Below are 18,353 nucleotides of genomic sequence, written 5' to 3'. Positions count from 1 at the left end.
CAGAACCGTTCGACCTCGAAAGGACACAGGGCTAGTGACCTACCTGGATTCACGTTCGGCCTCCGCGTCGAGGACAGGGGGCGCCTCGTGACGGCCGCCAACGAGATCATCGAGCTGACCGACGACGACTTCTACCAGGATCCGCACGCCGTCTACCGGAGGTTGCGCGAACGCGGTCCCATCCATCGCGTCCGCTTGGACGGAGTGCTGAGCTGGCTGGTCGTCGATCAGGACGTGGCCAAACAGGCCTTCGTCGAGCCGAATATCAGCAAGCGGGTGACCTCGCCCGAAGGCCAGGCGGCCATCGCCAAGAACGGCGGAGCCGAGAAGTTCGCGGGCGCCGTCAACGAGAACATGCTCTTCGCCGATCCGCCGCAGCACACCCGGCTGCGCAGCCTGGTGGCCAAGGCGTTCGCCAGCCGCGCGGTGCGTGACCTCGGCCCCCGCATCACCGCGATCGCCGACTCGCTGCTCGACGAGTTGAGCGCCAAGGAGTCCGCCGACCTCCTCGACGACTACGCGTTCCCGTTGCCGATCATGGTGATCTGCGAGCTGCTCGGCGTCGCGGACGACGACAAGGACGACTTCCGCGCGTGGACGGAGATCGTGGTGAACGAGTCGGCCAGCGTCGAGGAACGCACCAGCGCCGGTATCAGCTTCTTCACCTACCTCACCGAACTGATCGCCGTGCGCACCGCCGACCCGCGCGAAGACCTGCTCTCGGCGCTGATCGTCGCCAAGGACGACGGCGATCGGCTCGATCAACAAGAGCTCATCTCGATGCTGTTCCTGCTACTTGCCGCCGGACACGAGACCACCGTCAACCTGATCGGCAACGCGGTGCTCGAGCTGCTGCGCGATCCGGCCAGCGCCGAGCGGCTGCGCGCGGACCCCACCGGCGTCCCCGCCTACATCGAGGAGATCCTGCGCTGCCAGGGTCCGGTGCACCTGGCGACGGCCAGGTTCACCACCGCGCCGATCACGTTGGGCGGTCAGTACATCGACGCGGGCGAGTTCGTCATGATCTCCCTCGCGGCGGCCAACCGCGACCCGCAGCGGTACCCGGATCCGGACGGCGTCCAGCCCGCCCGCACCGACAACCGGCACATCGCCTTCGGCCACGGCATCCACTACTGCGTCGGCGCCGCGCTGGCCAGGATGGAGGCGACCATCGCGCTCACCCGGCTGCTCGACCGGATCCCCGCGATGTCGCTCGACGGCGATATAGACGAGCTCAGCTGGCGCAAGAGCCTGCTGATCCGCGGCCTCGCCGCACTGCCGGTCCGCCTGTCGCCGCCCGTCGAGGGGGCAGCGGCAGGCGAGCTTCAGTACTCGGCGAACTGATCGCGGTGGAACCCGGACTCAGGCCAGTCCGCTGACCTGTTCCGGGTTCACCTCGTCGCGCCAGCGGATGGCCTGCTCGAGCTCGCCGAGGTCGTAGCCGGGGCCGCTCACACCGACGGTGAACAGCCCGACCCCGGCCTCGACGAACTTCGGCGCGAGATCCGCGCCGGGCCACGGCACCGAGCGCTCGATGCGGGACGCGTCGGCGCCGACGGCGGCGGCGTGCTGCGCGAGCACCTCGTTCTTGTGCCGGAGCCCCTCCAGGTCGGCGAAGCTGTGCCAGATGTCGGCGTACTCGGCGACCAAGCGCAACGTCTTCCGCTCGCCACCGCCGCCGATCAGAATCGGGATCTCCCGGACGGGCTGCGGATTCAGCTTCTTCAGCCGCGCGGTGAGCCGGGCCATGCTCTCCTTCAGCAAATCCAAACGGCTTCCCGCCGTGCCGAATTCGTAGCCGTACTCGTCGTAGTCGTGCTGGAACCAGCCTGCGCCGATGCCGAGAATCAGCCTGCCGTCGCTGATGTGATCGACGGTCCGCGCCATATCCGCCAGCAGGTCCGGATTCCGGTACCCGCCGCCGGTGACCAGCGCGCCGATCTCCACCCGCTCGGTCTGCTCCGCGAACGCCGCCAGCATCGTCCAGCACTCGAAGTGCGCGCCGACCGGATCGCCGGTGAGCGGATAGAAATGATCCCAGTTGAACACGACGTCCACACCGGCGTCCTCGGCCCGCAGCACGGCGTCGCGAATCAACCCGTACTTGGGCGCGTGCTGCGGCTGCAGCTGAACTCCGATCCGAACCGCTCGACTCATCTCAGGCCCTCCTCGTCGCTCGCTGATCTCCGCGATCGAGGCTACCGGCGTCCGGCCGCATCATCATCAGATCGACGACCTCCGGCCGCAGCGCTCGGCACGGACCCGTCGGGCCCTGCGCGAAGCGACCTGCGACGGGCTGGTCGACGTCGGCTACAAGTCGCCAGTCTCACCAGTTGGCCTTCAGCTGAGCTCGCTGAAGTGCGCTCGGGTGCTTCGACGGCCTGTACTTGCGGGCCCACGGAGAATGCACGACGGGCACTCTAGAACGACGCGGTCCCTCCTGACTTGTCGGAATGCCTGTTCAGCCACCGCGTAATTCGCGACAGACGCTGGGGGGCGAGCACACCGAGAATCAGCAGTGCGAATGGAAAGCCGAACAACGCGGAGGGGATCAGCCACACCAGGTCCTCGGCCGCGCGGAGCCCGCTGTGGTATGCGTACGGCTGCGCACCCAGGTCGATCAGGCGCGGTCGGGCGGTGACCGTCTCACCCGCCCGCACGCCGTAGAGCCGAACTGTGCCGCCGTCGGAGACAATTCGTCCCTCGCCCGGTTCGCCGTCGCGCCCGAAACTAGAGCCGGTCGATCCTTTGGTCACCACGACCTGCATGGCGTCCCCGTAGCCGAGCCAGTAGGCGAGCACGTTGACCGGCTGGGCCAGCGAAAACAGCGACGCGGAACCGAAACAGAGGCACAACAGGCCGAACAGCAGACCGAACAGCGCACGCTTACCCCTGGATTTCGAGGTTTCGGTCATGGCCGTCGGCTTCCGCTCCGCAAGCCTCCGGCTACTGCTTGTTTCATCCGCCCACTCCTCCCGCTGCCGCTTGAATCGCTGCTCGAAAGTTCGGGTGGGCTTGCACAGAAGCGAACCGTTCGTCGTCGATTGGACGAAACGTCACGGGCTCGATGCCTTTGTTGACAAGCCACACCGCCGCCGCAAGCCCGAGCGGTACCGAGCCGGGAAAGAACGCCCATACGAGCGGCGGGATCAACGCATCGACGTCGAACCCGACCCAGCCCGCGGTCACCACGATCAGCAGCGCGGCCAGATTCACGGCCATCAGCGACATGAGCACCGCGGCGATACGGCGGTACCGATGTGTGGAGCGCTCGCACCTTTCACAGACCGGCCAACGTCCGACAACGATCGTCGAGACCGGCGCCAGCTGTTTTGTCGCCGGATTCGCGATCCCCGCGCGAGGAGAACGGGGGTGCAAGCGTGTGTCGTAGAAGCAGACTCTGATCGATTGGCGTGACACGGCTGGGCGCCCATGCCGGCTACAGAGATCCGGAAGACTCTGAGCGATCTCCAATTCGAGCGGCGCCACGGTCCGCGGCACGGTGTTCTGGTAAAGCATCTGGGTCAACGGCAGGGATTCGCTGCATCGGCGTAAACGCACGACCGCGTTTCCGCCGTCGGTCCGTGGTCGGGGGTCGCTCACTCGAGCCTGCTGAACGCTGCGACGGAGATGCGACACACGCGGCCATGCGGTCTGTCGTACCGATCCTTGTCGATCTGCGGTGTCCCGGTCACTCCAGCCATCCCCGTTGGCGTCTGTCCTGGTAGTAGAGGTCGTCGTCATCCGGGTCCTCGGGTGTGACGATTCGATCGCGATTGGGCTTGCGGGTTCCTGGGACTACATGCTGTGCCGACTGGCTGGAGGTGTGGGACGACTGCTCTGGAATGGGATCCGAAGAAGCAGCGGTCGGGGACTCTCGTCTCTCTGGTTCGCGGGGCTGGTCGCTGGTGATCGGCGCCTCGGGTCCTTCGGATATCGTCTGGGTTCACCTTGAAATCGGTCATGTTCTACTTCCGTCCGTGATCGTCGCCCGCGCGGTGAGATGGGAGGTGCGACTCAGTCATCCGACTCAGCTTGGGGCGGTTGGGTTCACTGACCGAATGCGTGATGTTCTCCGCGTGCGGCGCGAGGCCGTCATCGCGGGACGGACTCCGCATCGACACCCCGAGAGCGACACGCTGACCGGCAGAGTTACACCGAAGGTCAACACCAGCGCCATGATCCCCACCCATCGATGATCGAGCACAGCCCGAGGCTCGGACTGTGCTGCCGACCAGACTTCCCGGCGCACCGCCCATAAAGATGCCGTAGGTGTCAGCCGTACCGCAACCCTTGATGGAATCGCGGTAGTTCGGTCGACCCACTCGCACAGGCATTTTCGACGTTGACAATGGAAACGCCCGCCATGCGGTCTCCCGCAGCGCCACCTGCCCGCGAATGGTGCGCGGGCCCTGGGTCACGTCCTGACCCGCGTCGCGATGAACATGCGGACGCGGCGACTTCTGGCGAACATTCTGTTCGACAGCGCCATCGGCAACAACGTGATGCACCGGCTAGACGCATCCATCGAACTCGGCCCGGGTCTCGACGCACCGGGCCGGATGCTCGGACTCGCACTGAAACCGGCGCGCGATTCCGACTGAACAGACAGACTCGCCCGCGCCGGGCGTCCCCCGATACCATCGTCCGGACCGTCCGCGCGCCGCGTGCGACGGTGACCCCTCTACTCGGATCGTCCGGCACGTTCCTGCCGGTGAAGGGATGTGATCTCCCGTGGCTACGGTGACCTTCGAGCGGGCTACCCGCCTCTACCCCGGCGCGACCAAACCCGCCGTCGACGAGCTGAATCTGGAGATCGCCGATGGCGAGTTCCTTGTGCTGGTCGGTCCGTCCGGCTGCGGGAAGTCGACCTCGCTGCGGATGCTCGCCGGGCTCGAGGAGGTGAACGGCGGGCGCATTCTGATCGGCGCGAACGACGTCACCCACGCGGAGCCGAAGGAGCGGGACATCGCGATGGTGTTCCAGAACTACGCGCTCTACCCGCACATGACCGTCGCCGAGAACATGGGCTTCGCGCTCAAGCTCGCGAAGGTCGCCAAGGCGGAGAAGGACCAGCGCGTGCTGGAGGCGGCCAAGCTGCTCGACCTCGAGCCGTACCTGGATCGCAAGCCGAAGGCGCTGTCCGGTGGTCAGCGGCAGCGCGTGGCGATGGGCCGGGCGATCGTGCGCCAGCCACAGGTGTTCCTGATGGACGAGCCGCTGTCGAACCTGGACGCCAAGCTGCGCGTGCAGACCCGCACCCAGATCGCGCAGTTGCAGCGGCGGCTCGGCACCACGACGGTGTACGTCACCCACGACCAAGTCGAGGCGATGACCATGGGTGATCGCGTCGCGGTGCTCAAGGACGGCCTGCTCCAGCAGTGCGCGACCCCGCGCGACCTGTACCGCGATCCGGCCAACGCGTTCGTCGCCGGTTTCATGGGCTCGCCCGCCATGAACATGTTCACGCTGCCGGTGTCCGACGGCGCGGTGGCGCTTGGCGGGCACGCGCTGCCGGTGCCGCGTTCGGTGTCCGACGCCGCCGAGGGCAAGGTCGTGGTCGGCATCCGTCCCGAACACTTCGAGCTCGGCAACGGACTCGGCAAAGAAGGCATCGAGATGGAAGTGGACGTGGTGGAAGAGCTCGGCTCCGACGCCTACATCTACGGCCGCACCATCTCCGAGGGTCAGATCAACGGTGCGGGGGAAACCATTGTGGCGCGGGCGGATTGGCGCAACCCGCCCGCGAAGGGCACCCGCCTGAAGCTGTCGACGTCGTCGGAGCACACGTACTTCTTCTCCGCAGCGGACGGGCGTCGTCTGAACTGAGTGTCGGAGCAACCGCCGGTTCTCTTCCCTCGGTGGGGAATTGACGGTTGCGCCGGTCGAGGGCGTCGAACGGTGGCTCCAACAGCCGCTATTCGACGCCTTTCGACTGTTCCCGGGCCTTGGCATCCTGACCGCACGCAGTCGAGTCCTCGACTTCGTGCGGCTCAGTCGGCGTCGCCGCGACCTCGGCGGAACATCTCACTCCGCGGCGCGCTCCCGCCGTTCGCGGAGGTAGTCCTCGTTTACTCGGATTCCGAGTTCCTCCAGTTCGACTTCCTTGCCTGTCGCGCTGCGCACCTCGACGCGGACCGGCGCGCCCGTCGCCACCTCCACCAGCAGCAATGGGGCCGGACCCGGTTGTAAGTGGGCGTCACCCCATTGCATCAGCGCCAAGATGGCGGGCAGCAGGTCGCGGCCCATGGGTGTGAGCACGTATTCGTGGCGGGTGCGTTTGCCTTCTTCCTGGTACGGCTGCTTCGCGAGCACGCCCGCCGCGGTGAGTTTGCGCAGCTGGGCGGCGGCGGCCGCATCGGTGATGCCGACCCGGGCGGCGAAACCGTCGAAGCGGCGGGTGCCGTAGTAGGCCTCGCGCAGGATGAGCACGGCCGAGCGCGTGCCGATGAGGTCCATCGCCTTCGCGATCGAGCAGTCGTCGGCCCGCCACGAGCTGAGATCGGCCAAGGGTCCTTCCATCACGGCTGCCATGACGCACATCATAGCGACTACTGGCTTGAGTCGAGTATATCCAGGCGCTAGCCTGACTATAAGACGATGGAGCCAGGGCTGAGCCGCCCCGGTCACAGGAAGGATTCACCATGAGAGACGCGGTGATCGTCGAAGCGGTGCGCACGCCGATCGGCAAGGGGAAACCGAACGGAGCGCTGCACGACGTGCACGCGGTGGACCTGCTCGCGCACAGCCTGCGCGCGGTGGTCGAACGCAGCGGCATCGATCCCGCGCTGATCGATGACGTGATCGGCGGTGTGGTCACGCAGGTCGGCGAGCAGGGCGCGAATGTGACGCGACGGGCGGCGCTGGCCGCGGGCTACCCCGAATCGGTGCCCGCGACAACGGTGGACCGGCAGTGCGGCAGCAGCCAGCAGGCCATCCACTTCGCAGCGCAAGGCGTCATCGCGGGCGCGTACGACATCGCGGTCGCCGCGGGCGTCGAATCGATGGGCCGAATACCGATGGGCGCCAACCTCGTCGGCTCCGAGGACGTCTCGGGTGTCGCGTTCGCCGAACGCTATCCGGAAGGCCTTGTACCGCAAGGCATCAGCGCGGAACTCATCGCCGCGAAGTGGGGACTCACCCGCACACAGCTCGACGAGGTCGCGCTGACCAGCCACGAAAAGGCCGCGCGCGCAACGAAGAACGGCCTGTTCGCCGCCGAGCTCGCGCCGATCAACGGACTGGAATCCGACGAGGGCATCCGCGTCGGCAGCACCCTCGACACCCTCGCCGGGCTGCGACCCGCCTACTACGACCCCGCCATGGCCGAGCGCTTCCCGCAGATCGGCTGGCAGATCACCGCCGCGAGCGCTAGCCAGGTCAGCGACGGCAGCGCCGCGGTGCTGATCATGACCAGCGAACGCGCCGAGCAGCTCGGGCTGCGCCCGCTGGCCCGCCTGCACAGCTTCGCCGTCGCGGGCGACGACCCGCTCATGATGCTCACCGCGGTCATCCCGGCGACCCGAAAGGTGTTGCAGCGAGCTGGCCTTCAGCTCTCCGATATCGATCTGGTCGAGATCAACGAGGCGTTCTCTCCGGTGGTGCTCGCGTGGGCGCAGGACACCGGGGCGGATATGTCGAAGGTGAACGTCAACGGTGGGGCGATCGCGATCGGTCATCCGTTGGGGGCCTCCGGTGCCCGGCTGATGACGACCCTGGTGCACGCCATGCAGGACCGCGGGGCGCGGTACGGGTTGCAGACGATGTGTGAGGCGGGTGGGCTCGCGAACGCCACCATTCTCGAGCGGTTGTGAGCGAGTGGGCGCCCGGTTCCGCCGGGCGCCCGCGGCGACACCTTCCGGTCGGCCTGGGTAACGACCTAGCCGAGCACGAGTGCGACGAGGCACCCGAGTAGCCAAGACTCGATTACCAACGGGACGGCCACCAGTGGCGTCCAGCCAATTGGCCTGCGCCTGCGCAACTTCGAGAAGGACATCACCGCGGCCGCCACACCCGCCGCGGCGATGCCTACCCAGGCGATCGCATAGGGGATCGGTAGATACCGCTGTTCATCGTCTACGAGGAAGTCGTACAGCGGGACGAGAAGTGCTGCTGTCCAGCCGACTCCGAGGGCGATCAAGGTTGCGACCGTGGCGCGCACCAAGTCTCCCAGTTGCCGAACCACCACCGCGCTCATAGGTCCAGGGTGCCCGCCTAGGTGCCCGAACAACCGCGCGACCGAGGGCCATTGATTGCCATGCCGATCGGCCTACCACGCCGATCCGCTTATCACGCCGATTCACTGGCCGCACTGGTGCCGCGTCCAGAATGGTCGGCGCGGTACCCGACCAAGGTCACCTCCATCCCGCCAGACCGACTGGACGTCACCTTCATTCACCCGACCTGTGTGTCCTGGTGGGCCGACTGAGGGCGACCTTTGGTGCGGTGGGCCGACCGAGGGCGACCTTCGGTGCGATGGCCGACCAGGGGCGACCTTCGGTGCGATGGCCGACTGAGGGTGACCTTTTTAGTCGGCGTTGCTTGTCCAACCTTTGTGGACGGGGCTGTTGGCACCGATGTGCCTGCCATGCCCCGCTCGCCGCACCAGCCCCTGCCGTACCAACCCACCCGCCGTACCGATGGGTGTGGCGCACCAGCCCCCTGCCGTACCGACCCGCCCGCCGTACCGATGGGTGCGCCGCGCCAGCCCGTAAGCCGCATAACCCTGCCGCGCCGATCCGATTGCCGGTCGATGCCCGCGACGCCGACGCCCGTAGGCTGACGAGCGATGACTGCCGACATCTCTCCCGAGCCCGTCGTCTACGCGATTCCGCTGCGCACACGGTTTCGCGGGATCACCGTGCGGGAGGGGATGTTGATTCCCGGGCCGCTGGGCTGGGGTGAGTTCTGCCCGTTTCCCGAGTACGACGATCGGGAGGCGGCGGGCTGGCTGGCCACGGCATTGGAGCAGGTGACGACCGGATGGCCGGGACCGGTGCGGGAGCGGATTCCGATCAATTGCACGGTGCCCGCGGTCGATCCGGAGCGGGCGCATCGGATCGTCAGCACGTCGGGGTGCCGCACTGCCAAGGTGAAGGTCGCCGACCATCCGGATTCGCTCGCCGAGGACCTGGCGCGGGTCGAGGCGGTCCGCGACGCGCTCGGTCCGGACGGCGGAATTCGGGTGGACGCCAACGCGGTGTGGGATGTGGACACCGCGATCGCACACATCACGCAAATCGACCGCGCCGCAGGCGGTTTGGAATACGTCGAGCAACCGTGCCGCACGATCGAGGAACTCGCCGCGGTGCGCAGGAAGGTCGACGTGCGCATCGCCGCCGACGAATCCATCCGGCGCGCAGAGGATCCGCTGCGCGTCGCCGTGGCGGGCGCGGCCGACGTCGCGGTGCTGAAATGCACACCGCTGGGCGGCGTTCGGCGCGCACTCGAGGTTGCGGCGGCGGCCGGGCTGCCCTGCGTGGTCTCCTCCGCGCTGGAGACCAGCGTCGGCCTTGGCGCACAGCTGGCGCTGGCCGGTGCGCTCCCCGAACTCGACTTCGCCTGCGGACTCGGCACGATTTCCCTCTTCGAGGGCGATGTGGTCACCGAATCCTTGCGTCCGGTGGACGGTTTCCTCCCGGTCCCCCGCGCGCCACTGTCGCCGGACCCCGACCTCCTCGACCGCTACCGCCACCCCGACCCCGACCGCGTCGCCTGGTGGCACGCCCGCTACGAGCGCGTCTGCGCCTTGCTCGCCTAGAGGTCGGCTACCGGCCTTACACAGCAAAGTATCCGCACCGTCACCCCGCCCACATCGCCGCGGCCGCCGCGAACGTGTTCGCGCCCTGCTCGCCTGAAGGGGAACCGGCGCTACCGGACGTTCCGGAGCGCGCGCAGAGCGCATCCCCGCAACCGCGTGCTCTACCTCGCCCGCCTCGTGGCACCCCGCTACGAGCGCGTCCGCGCTTTGCTCCCTAGTCGAAACCGACCTCTCTGCCAGCACCGGGCCTGCCCGAGCCCGCACCGCATCGTGCTCGACGCGCGGTCCGCACCTTGCTGGAAGCCCCACCGCGCCCCGCTCGAACTGCTCCCCTGCCGGCGCACTTCCCGAAGCCCGCACTGCGGCCTGCTCGAAGCCTGCGCATGGCCGTCGGAGGTACGCCCACAGTGCGCTGCCGGGCGAAGTCTCGTCCGAGCCCTTGCACGCACATCACGCTGCACTTCCGTTGAACAGCCATTTCTCTATCGACCGTAGTCAAATGGATCTGGCGGTAGTCAAAGGGTGGTTCCGCCGCCACCGAAAGCAACCATTTCTCTCCCGTCGATTGCGGGACCGCCCGTTCAGCCGAGGCGGACCCCGCAGCCGAGCAACGCGCCGCGCAGCACGAGAGCCGCTTCCGGGCCGATGATGCCATCCACCAATTCGAGGTAGCGAGTGCAGAACTCGGGGCCGTGGGGTGCGACCTTCTCGGCAGCGGGTTCCAGATGGTGGGCCAGTTCGTGCAGTACGACCAGTTCGCGCAGAGCCCACGCGGTGCCGCCGGTGTGCAGCGGCACCGCGAGGACCGCGTCGGCCGCTTCGTAGTGAGCGGCGGTCGCTCCGGCACGCGACCGCACCCGAACCGGCACCTCGGCTCGATCCCATTGGGCCCGAACCCAATTGAGGGCGAGCACCTTCTCAGCATAGGTCTGGACCGACTCGACCGAAGCGAAACGGCGTTCGATGGGCAACGTGATCTGCGAGCCGTAGAGTTCGACGGTGCGGTTGCCGTGCTCGTCGGCCCGATCGAACATCCCGCGCACCAACTGCTCGGCGTCGTACACCTTGGCGCGCTGCGCATCTCGCACACTCACCGCCGCAACATCCTTCGACTCCCAGTCGTCTGACAACCTCTCCACCCGCACCATGCATCCCGCGCGGGACCGAAATCATTGCCGCCATCGGCATTCCAGTGCTCGCCCACCGCCATCCGACGAATCACCCAGCGCACTCGAAGTCGACTGCCCACGCGCGCCGCCCAAATGGGCGAAAGTGCCCAGATCTGCCACTCGCCAGGCCCACGGCTTCCCCACCCGCGTCGGAGGTCGAGGATCTACCCAATTGGATGACGTGCCCAGCCGCGCCGATCGACCCGACCGCCCACAGCTCACCCGGCACCGGAGGTCAACTGCCCACGCGCACCGCCCAATTCGGGCGAAGTACCCAACCGCGCCGCTTGCCCAGCCCGATCACCCGCGCGCCGGGCGGCCGCCGAATGTCCGGCCGAGGCTTGCGGGCCGCGCCAAGTTCCGCGAGCTTCCGAGGTACGGCTGTAGAAGTCGGTCAGTTCCAGTTCCTTGTTGCGCAGTGCGAGCGCGGTTCCGACGGCGGCCGTCTCGGGCGCCACCGCTTCGGCTTCCACTTCCGACTTCACTTCGGCCAGGCGGCGGCCGATGCGCGCGGCAAAGGCCATCTGGAAGTTCAGCCGGGCTGTCACCGGCGCCGCGGGGGCTTGCACGCGACGCTGTACCGTGCGCCCCCAGCGCTTTTCGCTGACGATCTTCTCGACGGTCGCCGAACGGTACTGCCCCGTCTTTATGTAGTGGTCGGAAGCGCGCACCATTTGGACGAGCAGGCTGGCGTAGAGCGCCTCGCAGGTGTCGATATCGGTGTCGAAGCCGTAGGCGTAGACCTGGGTCGAGGTGCGGGCAACATCGCAGCGCACGTCGTTGGCGTGCGCGATCGCGACGAACAGCTGCACGTAGGTGCGCAGCCCTTTCTTACCCGGCTCGCCGATCGGGATCACCCGCTGCACCGGCGTCGGCCTGCGCTCGCGCCCGGCGATGTGCGCCCGCGCCACCGCGAGATCGATCGAGGAGCGGGTGGCCAGCCGCTGCGCCGCGGCGAGGAACGCCTCGGCCTCGTGCTCGTTGTCGGTGGCCTCGGCCTTGCGCAGCAGACCGCCGATGCGTGTGAGCATCCGATCGGGAACCGCGTTCGGCGAAGTCATCGGCAGCCAGAGTAGCCGCGGGTCCCGACACCGTCCGCTGGCCGTCCATCCGTCGTGCGGGTCGGCCACCGAGCGGACGCGGCCGCGCTCGAGCCGCGGGGCCGTCTCCGCACCGCGAGCGCGGGCCGGCCAGCTTGTCCGAACCGCGCAACCGAACACGACGGCCACGCACCGCCTCGCAGCGCTGCCCCGACATCCTCCGCGACCTGGCCTTCTGGACCGCTCTTCGGGCGTGGCGGGTGAACACCATGTATCTTCCGTTGTGCAACCGGCAGGGTGTGCTGCTGCTCACGTCGTACCCATGGAGTGTTCGCGATGGCTTTGAAGAAGGTGTCGTCCCTACGTTCGTCGCTCGTGCCACGGGCCGCGCTGGCGGTCGCCTCGGCCGCGCTGCTGACGGCTACCTTCACCAGCGCCTGCACCAGCGACAACGGCGGCAGCCCGACCAGCCAGAACCTGACCGGGCGCGGCCCGATCACCTATGTCGAGGGCAAGGACACCACCGAGACCGGTGTGGTCAAGCAGCTCATCGAGCGCTGGAACGCCTCGCACCCCGACGAGCAGGTGACGTTCAAGGAGCAGTCGAACGACGCCTCGCAGCAGTACGACGACCTGGTCGAGCACATGCGCTCCAAGCAGTCCAACTACGACGTGGTCGCCCTCGACGTGCCGTGGACCGCCGAGTTCGCCGCCAAGGGCTGGATCCAGCCCCTGAAGGATTCCTTCGCCATCGACACCTCGACGCTGCTTTCCCCGCCGGTCGCCAGCGCCACCTACAACAACACGCTCTACGCCGCGCCGCGCAACACCAACGGCGGGCTGCTGTTCTACCGCAAGGACTTGGTCCCGAACCCGCCGAAGACGTGGGGCGAGATGCTCGGCCAGTGCCAGATCGCGCGCGACAACAACATCGGCTGCTACGCGGGCCAGTTCGCGCCCTACGAGGGCCTGACGGTGAACACCTCCGAGGTGATCAACGGTTTCGGCGGCACCTTCGTCGGCGCCGACGGCAAGACGCCGACGGTGGACAGCCCGCAGGCCCGCGCCGGTCTGAACACCCTGGTCACCGCCTACAACAACGGAGACATCCCGAAAGAGGCCATCACCTTCAAGGAGCCGGAGTCGGCCAACGCCTTCACCCAGGGCAAGCTGATGTTCCTGCGCGCGTGGCCGTCCACCTTCGGTGACGCGGGCGCCGAATCCTCGCTGGTGAAGGACAAGTTCGCGGTCGCGCCGCTGCCCGGCGAGAACGGTGTCGGCGCCTCCACGCTCGGCGGCTACAACGCGGCCATCAGCGCGTTCTCCAAGAACAAGGCCACCGCGCTCGACTTCCTGCGCTTCCTGATCAGCGAGGACGCCCAGCACATCATCGCCTCGGGCGCCCTGCCCTCGGTGCGCGCCTCGATGTACGACGACCCGGCGCTGATCGCCAAGATGCCGTACCTGCCCGCGCTCAAGGAATCGATCGCCAGCGCGGTGCCGCGTCCGGTAACCCCGTTCTACCCGGCGGTGTCCAAGGCGATCCAGGACAACGCCTATGCTGCCCTGACCGGAAACAAGTCCGTCGACGACGCGATCGTGGGGATGCAGAAGGGCATCGAGACCGCGGGATCGTAATAGATTGCGCAGCGGACCCGACCAACCCGTAGGAGAGAGATAACGGTGTCGGATCCTTCGGGAGCGGCCACACGCGTGCCGAGCGACGAATTCCTTCCGCGCAAACGCGGTTTCGGCGCGAGCCTGGCCTGGGAGCTGCGCCGTTCCGGCAAAGCCTGGGTGTTCGTCGCACCGGTGCTGATCGCGCTGGCCGTGGTCATCGGGTATCCGGTGTTCCGAGCGCTGTACATGTCCTTCCAGAAGGACTCCGGGCTCGACCCGAGCACGGGCATGTTCGTGGAAGGCGGCAACGCCGGATTCTCGAACTACACGCACTGGCTGCTCCAGCAGTGCAGCCTGCCGACCGGCGAGACCATTGCCTGCCCCACCGGCAATCTGGGTTCGCAGTTCTGGATGGCCATTGGCGTCACGCTGTTCTTCACCGTGATCACGGTGGCGCTGGAGGCCGCCATCGGCCTCGCCATGGCGATCGTCATGGGCAAGAGCTTCAAGGGCAGGGCGCTGTTGCGCGCGGCGGTGCTGATCCCGTGGGCCATCCCGACCGCGGTCACGGCGCGGTTGTGGGAGTTCATGTTCCAGTACGACGGCGTGGTGAACCGGGTACTCGGCACGCACATCCTGTGGACATCGGACCCGTGGGCCGCGCGGTTCGCGGTGATCGCCGCAGACGTGTGGAAGACGACGCCGTTCATGGCGCTGCTGCTGCTCGCCGGTCTGCAGGTGATCCCGAACGACGTGTACGAGGCGGCCAAGGTCGACGGCGCCTCGGCCTGGCAGCGGTTCACCCAGATCACCCTGCCGCTGCTGAAACCCGCACTGCTGGTTGCGATTCTGTTCCGCACCATGGACGCGCTGCGCATGTTCGACCTGCCCGCCATCATGACGCTGGGCAACCCGTCGACCCGCACGGTCTCGATCCTGGTCGTCGACCAGGTGCGGCAGGGACCGAACAGCGCGGCCGCCCTGTCCACCATCACCTTCCTGCTGATCTTCGCGGTGGCCTTCGTGCTGGTGAAGATCCTCGGCGCCAACGCCGTCCGCACCCAGGAGGCCCAGCGCGAGGGGAAGGTGCGCGCATGACGACGAGTGACCAGGTGCGCACCCGCGAGACAGGAGGCGCGCCGATGGCGACCGAACCGACCACCGTTCAGCGCGCGCCGTGGACCAAGCGGCTCGGGTCCGCGCGCATCTACCTCGGCGTGCTCGTCGTGCTGGTGTGGGGGCTCGGCCCGTTCTACTGGATGGCCGTCACCGCGTTCCGCGATCCGGTCTACCAGTTCGACAACACGCCGTGGCCGACGCACGTCACGCTGGAGAACTTCCGCAACGCGTTCGACACCAGCCGCGGCAACGACTTCGGCAAGGCGCTGATCAACAGCGTGATCATCGGCGCGTGCACAACGGCGATCGCGCTGGTGATCGGCATCTTCGCCGCGTACGCGCTGGCCAGGCTGACCTTCCGCGGCAAGTACGTGGTGGCCGGACTGATCCTGAGCGCCTCGATGTTCCCGGTGGTCGTGCTGGTGACGCCGCTGTTCCAGCTGTTCACCAACCTGGGCTGGATCGGCGAATACCAGGCGATGATCATCCCGAACATCTCGTTCGTGCTGCCGATGACCGTCTACATCCTCGCCTCGTTCTTCACCGAACTGCCGTGGGAGTTGGAGGAGGCGGCCCGCATCGACGGCGCGAGCAAGATGCAGGCGTTCCGCCTCGTCATGCTGCCGCTGGCCGCGCCCGCCGTGTTCACCACCGCCATCCTGGCTTTCATCGCCGCGGTGAACGAGTACCTGCTCGCCAGGCTGCTCTCCAGCGACCAGACCGAGCCGGTGACCGTCGCGATCGCCCGCTTCTCCGGCAACAACCCGCTCGTGCAGCCCTACGCCGCGATCATGGCGGCGGGCACGATCGTCACGATTCCGCTGGTGATCATGGTGCTGCTGTTCCAGCGCCGCATCATCTCCGGCCTGACCGCGGGCGGCGTCAAGAGCTGAGATATTGGCGCGCTGGCGCGCGCGTGTTCGCGGCCTTTATGTCTCGCTTCCCAGCGCTCGAGACTCGCGACTTCGTCGCATGCGCTTCGAGCGCTGGGAAGCGAGACGGCCGCGAACGGGTCGCTCGTCGGGCTCGCTCCCGACGGGGCTGGTAGTGCTGGATGTTTCGTCGAGGTGGCAGGTTTAGCCACTTGTTGCGGGCGGCGTCAAGAGCTGAGTCTTCGGCGCCGGGGGTTCGCGGCCCGGCGGTTGGCCTGTGGAATTCGGGTTACTTTGTCTAAGAAGCGGACTGCTGTGGATAGTCCCGGGCATCAACCGATCTCCGCGGGGTAAAGTCCGGTCATAGTTCGTTCGGCGATCGTTGTCAGGGCAGGTGGGTTCGACCGACGCTCCGGGAGGAGATGATCGTGAGCTCGTTCGGCAAGCGACGCGGCAAGCGCGGTGCCGGGGGCAAACCATCGCGGGCGGCACACGCCTCCATCGCGGGTTTCCGGGAGCGGCGTAGACCACCGCAGCCACGCGAGCGGAAAGCGCTGGCGCCCAAACGATCCCGGCCGACCGCCGAAACTCCGCCCACGAATCCCGAACGGCCGCCGCGCAGCCGCGCCGAACGTCTCCGTCGGCTCGCGCTCGCCCTGTTCATCCTGTTCGTCGCGGTGCCTTCGCTGCTGTTCGTGCTTGTGTACTGGAGCGCCGAGATTCCCGATCCGGCCGCGGTACAGACCAATCAGATCGCCACCATCCTGGCTGCGGACGGCAGCACGGTGATCGCCAAAGTTGTTCCGCCGGACGGTAATCGGAGTCCGGTGCCGCTCTCCGAAGTACCCGAACCGGTACGCGACGCGGTGCTCGCCGCGGAGGATCGCGATTTCTACACCAATCCCGGCTATTCGACGTCCGGCTTCCTGCGCGCGGTCCGGGACAACCTGCTGGGCAAGGAGGACGCGGGCGGCGGCTCGACCATCACCCAGCAGTACGTGAAGAACGCCTTCCTCGGCTCGGAACGCACCCTGACCCGCAAGATGCGCGAGCTGATCATCGCGGCCAAGATGGCGCGGCAGTGGAGCAAGGACGACATCCTCGCCGCCTACCTCAACACCATCTACTACGGGCGCGGTTCCTACGGCATCGCCGCGGCGTCCAGGGCGTACTTCGGCAAGCAGCCCGCTCAGTTGACGCTCGCCGAGGGCGCGGTGCTGGCCGCCGTCATCCGGACGCCGTCGATCCTCGATCCGGAGACGCATCTGCCGGAACTGAAGGCGCGTTGGCAGTACGTGCTCGACGGCATGGTCGAGATGGGTGTGCTCGCGCCGGGCCACCGAGACGCCACCGTCTTCCCGACGATCCTGCCGATCACCGACATCCCCGACGCCAACGCCGCCCGCGGTCCGGAGGGCCTGATCCGTACCCAGGTGCTTCGCGAACTGCGCGCGTCCGGCATCAGCGAGCGCGAGCTGAAGACCGGCGCGCTGCGGATCACCACCACCATCGACGCCAAGGCCCAGCAGGCCGCGCTCACCGCCGTGCACGACCGGCTCGGCCCGCAGCCGCCGCACCTGCGCGCCGCGGTGGTCTCGATCGATCCGCGGTCCGGCGCGGTGCGCGCCTACTACGGCGGCGAGGACGGCATCGGCTACGACTTCGCGCAGGCGCCGCTGCAGACGGGCTCGGCGTTCAAGGTGTTCGCCGTCATCGCCGCGCAGCAGCAGAGCATCCCGCTGACCCGCGTGCTGGACAGCTCACCGGTGACCGACCGCGGCACCAGGATCACCAACGTGGACGGCGAATCCTGCGGCAAGTGCAGCATGGCCGAATCGTTGAAGCGCTCGCTGAACACCAGCTTCTACCGGCTGACCATGTCGATGATGGGCGGGCCGCAGGCGATCGCCGACGCGGCACACCAGGCGGGCATCCCGGAGGAGATCCCCGGCGTGGCGGGCAAGACGCTCACCGAGGACGGCGGCCCTCCGCTCAACGGCATCGTCCTCGGGCAATATCTGGTTCGCCCGATCGACATGGCCTCTGCCTACGCGACCATCGCTGCCTCGGGCATGTACCACCAGCCCTACTTTGTGCAGCGCGTGGAGACCGGCGACGGGCGGGTGCTGCTCGATCGCGGCGCGCCAGAGCAGCAGGTCGGCGAGCAGCTGCCGCCCGGGGAGCAGCGAATCAAGCCGACCATCGCGGAGAACACCATCGCCGCGATGATGCCGATCGCCGCCTATTCGAACGGGCACGCGCTGGCGGGCAACAGGCCGTCGGCCGCGAAGACCGGCACGACCCAGTTGGGCCAGTCCGATCAGAACAAGGACGCCTGGATGATCGGATTCACGCCCTCGCTGTCCACCGCGGTCTGGATCGGCAGTGAGCAGTCGCAGCCGATTCACACCGCGCGCGGCGCGGACATCTACGGTTCGGGCCTGCCCGCCGACATCTGGAAGCAGATGATGGACGAGGCGCTCGCGGGCACCCCGATCGAGCAGTTCCCGACCGCACCGGCGGGCGGACCGTCGGGCGGGAATCAGCAGCAGCGCTCGGGCAATCCCTACGACATCCTGAACCCGAATCCTCCTCAGCCGCAACAACAACCGCAGGAGCCGTCGATCGTCGTTCCGCCCGCGCCACCGGAACCGCGGCAGGTCGAGATCTTCCCCGGACTGAGCGTTCCGGTGCCCGGCTGACCTGCCTCCGGCGAGGTAACTGTGACCGAACCCATCTCGAGTCGATCTTGTGACCTACCGTGCCTCCGGGG

The 18,353-nt window shown here is 67.6% G+C and carries 17 protein-coding genes; 10 read left to right on the top strand and 7 right to left on the bottom strand.

Going from position 1 to position 18,353, the window contains the following annotated elements:
• Positions 1-87 precede the first annotated feature (87 nt).
• The gene (locus tag NAM01S_RS18365) at positions 88-1,344 is read left to right on the top strand and encodes a cytochrome P450 family protein (protein WP_067786860.1); all 1,257 of its coding nucleotides are present in this window, start codon (positions 88-90) and stop codon (positions 1,342-1,344) included.
• Positions 1,345-1,362: 18 nt separating this feature from the next.
• Here the strand turns inward: NAM01S_RS18365 and NAM01S_RS18360 are convergent, their stop codons facing one another.
• From NAM01S_RS18360 to NAM01S_RS35090, 3 genes are all read right to left on the bottom strand, one after another.
• Entirely contained in the window at positions 1,363-2,157 is a 795-nt protein-coding gene (locus tag NAM01S_RS18360; protein ID WP_067786858.1) for an LLM class F420-dependent oxidoreductase, read from the bottom strand.
• Positions 2,158-2,420: 263 nt separating this feature from the next.
• Complete coding sequence (locus NAM01S_RS18355; protein ID WP_067786856.1) at positions 2,421-2,915, bottom strand: hypothetical protein; 495 nt, start codon at positions 2,913-2,915, stop codon at positions 2,421-2,423.
• 43 nt (positions 2,916-2,958) lie between these two features.
• On the bottom strand, positions 2,959-3,603 hold the full coding sequence (locus NAM01S_RS35090; RefSeq protein ID WP_157107786.1) for a hypothetical protein: 645 nt from the start codon (positions 3,601-3,603) through the stop codon (positions 2,959-2,961).
• 458 nt (positions 3,604-4,061) lie between these two features.
• Between NAM01S_RS35090 and NAM01S_RS35085 the strand changes: the two genes are divergently transcribed.
• From NAM01S_RS35085 to NAM01S_RS18345, 3 genes are all read left to right on the top strand, one after another.
• Entirely contained in the window at positions 4,062-4,199 is a 138-nt protein-coding gene (locus NAM01S_RS35085) for a hypothetical protein (RefSeq protein ID WP_157107785.1), read from the top strand.
• Between the two features lie 240 nt (positions 4,200-4,439).
• Positions 4,440-4,604, top strand: a complete 165-nt coding sequence (locus tag NAM01S_RS35080; protein WP_157107784.1) for a hypothetical protein — start codon at positions 4,440-4,442, stop codon at positions 4,602-4,604.
• 130 nt (positions 4,605-4,734) lie between these two features.
• On the top strand, positions 4,735-5,829 hold the full coding sequence (locus tag NAM01S_RS18345) for an ABC transporter ATP-binding protein (RefSeq protein WP_067786852.1): 1,095 nt from the start codon (positions 4,735-4,737) through the stop codon (positions 5,827-5,829).
• 198 nt (positions 5,830-6,027) lie between these two features.
• On the opposite strand, the gene NAM01S_RS18340 is transcribed toward NAM01S_RS18345, so the two are convergent.
• The gene (locus NAM01S_RS18340) at positions 6,028-6,546 is read right to left on the bottom strand and encodes a winged helix-turn-helix transcriptional regulator (RefSeq protein WP_174554825.1); all 519 of its coding nucleotides are present in this window, start codon (positions 6,544-6,546) and stop codon (positions 6,028-6,030) included.
• Positions 6,547-6,644: 98 nt separating this feature from the next.
• On the opposite strand from NAM01S_RS18340, the gene NAM01S_RS18335 reads away from it, so the two are divergent.
• Positions 6,645-7,814 carry a thiolase family protein gene (locus tag NAM01S_RS18335; RefSeq protein ID WP_067786850.1) on the top strand — a complete coding sequence of 390 codons (1,170 nt, stop codon included), beginning with the start codon at positions 6,645-6,647 and terminating at the stop codon, positions 7,812-7,814.
• A 65-nt stretch (positions 7,815-7,879) separates the two neighbouring features.
• On the opposite strand, the gene NAM01S_RS18330 is transcribed toward NAM01S_RS18335, so the two are convergent.
• Positions 7,880-8,197, bottom strand: coding sequence for a hypothetical protein (locus NAM01S_RS18330; protein ID WP_067786849.1), 318 nt, complete (start codon positions 8,195-8,197; stop codon positions 7,880-7,882).
• Between the two features lie 591 nt (positions 8,198-8,788).
• Here NAM01S_RS18330 and NAM01S_RS18325 point away from each other — a divergent pair.
• Complete coding sequence (locus NAM01S_RS18325; RefSeq protein ID WP_067786847.1) at positions 8,789-9,760, top strand: o-succinylbenzoate synthase; 972 nt, start codon at positions 8,789-8,791, stop codon at positions 9,758-9,760.
• Between the two features lie 581 nt (positions 9,761-10,341).
• On the opposite strand, the gene NAM01S_RS18320 is transcribed toward NAM01S_RS18325, so the two are convergent.
• Both NAM01S_RS18320 and NAM01S_RS18315 read right to left on the bottom strand, forming a co-directional pair.
• Positions 10,342-10,854 carry a TIGR04338 family metallohydrolase gene (locus NAM01S_RS18320; RefSeq protein WP_067786988.1) on the bottom strand — a complete coding sequence of 171 codons (513 nt, stop codon included), beginning with the start codon at positions 10,852-10,854 and terminating at the stop codon, positions 10,342-10,344.
• 293 nt (positions 10,855-11,147) lie between these two features.
• Positions 11,148-11,990, bottom strand: coding sequence for a DUF2786 domain-containing protein (locus NAM01S_RS18315; protein ID WP_067786987.1), 843 nt, complete (start codon positions 11,988-11,990; stop codon positions 11,148-11,150).
• A 315-nt stretch (positions 11,991-12,305) separates the two neighbouring features.
• Here NAM01S_RS18315 and NAM01S_RS18310 point away from each other — a divergent pair, with 315 nt between their 5' ends.
• The 4 genes from NAM01S_RS18310 (at position 12,306) to NAM01S_RS18295 (ending at position 18,282) form a co-directional block, all read left to right on the top strand.
• Positions 12,306-13,607, top strand: a complete 1,302-nt coding sequence (locus tag NAM01S_RS18310; RefSeq protein WP_067786986.1) for an ABC transporter substrate-binding protein — start codon at positions 12,306-12,308, stop codon at positions 13,605-13,607.
• Between the two features lie 45 nt (positions 13,608-13,652).
• A complete protein-coding gene (locus NAM01S_RS18305) occupies positions 13,653-14,687 on the top strand; it encodes a carbohydrate ABC transporter permease (protein ID WP_084483046.1) in 1,035 nt (344 codons plus the stop codon).
• A gap of 44 nt (positions 14,688-14,731) precedes the next feature.
• Positions 14,732-15,601, top strand: a complete 870-nt coding sequence (locus tag NAM01S_RS18300; RefSeq protein ID WP_067786983.1) for a carbohydrate ABC transporter permease — start codon at positions 14,732-14,734, stop codon at positions 15,599-15,601.
• 401 nt (positions 15,602-16,002) lie between these two features.
• A complete protein-coding gene (locus NAM01S_RS18295; protein ID WP_084483045.1) occupies positions 16,003-18,282 on the top strand; it encodes a transglycosylase domain-containing protein in 2,280 nt (759 codons plus the stop codon).
• Positions 18,283-18,353: the final 71 nt, after the last annotated feature.

This window comes from Nocardia amikacinitolerans NBRC 108937 (genome assembly GCF_001612615.1).
In the GTDB taxonomy this organism is placed as follows: Bacteria; Actinomycetota; Actinomycetes; order Mycobacteriales; family Mycobacteriaceae; genus Nocardia; species Nocardia amikacinitolerans.
Note: the sequence above shows the minus strand (reverse complement) of the source record. Positions and strands in the feature narration are given on the sequence as shown.